The organism is Glycomyces halotolerans, from assembly GCF_054779575.1.
Genome location: NZ_BAAGXZ010000052.1, coordinates 1 through 1,214 on the forward strand (window position 1 = coordinate 1; position 1,214 = coordinate 1,214).

1 pseudogene is annotated in these 1,214 nt (G+C 68.3%); it reads right to left on the minus strand.

The window, feature by feature from the left end:
• Nucleotides 1–1,137: pseudogene (locus ACYVL2_RS19965) on the minus strand (IS256 family transposase); the annotation flags it as partial.
• Nucleotides 1,138–1,214: the final 77 nt, after the last annotated feature.

Sequence of the window (1,214 nt, forward strand, 5' to 3'; positions counted from 1 at the left end):
CTGGTCGTTCGGGAAGTGGCCCCGCCGGCGCACGGCCTGGCGGAACCGGGCGTTCATCGACTCGATCATGTTCGTCGTATAGACCACCCGGCGAATCTCGGGCGGGAAGGCCAGGAACGGTGTGAATTGTTCCCACGCGTCCTCCCAGGTGCGGATGATCATCGGGTACCGCCCGCCCCACTCGGCTTTGAACTCGGCGAAGCGTTGCTCGGCGGCGGCCTCGGTGGGCGCGGTGTAGACGACCCTGAGCGCTTCGAGATCGGTCCCCAGTGCTGCTTGGCCGCATACCGCAGCGAGGCCCTGACAAGGTGGACCACGCACAGTTGGACGAGCGCCTGCGGCCAGATCTCGCCGATCGATTCGGGCAGGCCCTTGAGCCCGTCGCAGCAGACGATGAGCACGTCCTCGACCCCGCGGTGGCGCAGCTCAGCGAGGACGCCCATCCAGTGCTTGGCGCCCTCTGAGCCGTCGCCGACCCACAGGCCCAGCACGTCGCGGTCGCCATCGAGTCCGATCCCGACCGCGACATACACCGGACGGCTGGCGAGGGCCCCGTCACGGATCTTGACGTAGATGCAGTCGATCATGACCACCGCGTACACCCGGTCCAGGGGCCGGTTGCGCCACTCGTCGAGCTCGGCCGCGACCGCATCGGTGACCTTGCTGATCGTCTCGCGCGAGACCTCGGCACCGTAGATCGGCCAGGTGATCGCGGATCTCCCCGGTCGTCAACACCTTCGCATAGAGGCTGACCACGGCCTCGTCGAAGCCGCCGACCCGCCGGGCGTGCTTGGGCACGATCGCCGGCTCGAAGGCTCCGGCCCGGTCCCGCGGGATGGCCAGCTCGACCGGGCCCACCCCGGTCTGCACGGTCTTCTTCGAGGTGCCGTTGCGGTGGTTGCCGTCTCCGGCTCCCGCCGCGGCAGCGCGGTCGCCCTTCGCATAGCCCAGGTGCTCGGTCATCTCCGCCTCGAGCGCGGCCTCAATGATGTTCTTGGTGACCGCCGCGAGCAGCCCGTTCGGGCCGGTCAGGTCCAGGCCCTCGGCGCGCGCCTTCTCCACCAGCTCCTCGGCGATCCGCACATCCAAGCCACTGCCACCGGCGGTCGTTCGGGCCGCAGTTTCGTTGTCGTTCAGGGTGATCCTCTCTTGCCGAAGCAGACTACTTCAGCTCGCTTGGATCACCCCGACCCCACAAAGTTCCGGACACACCC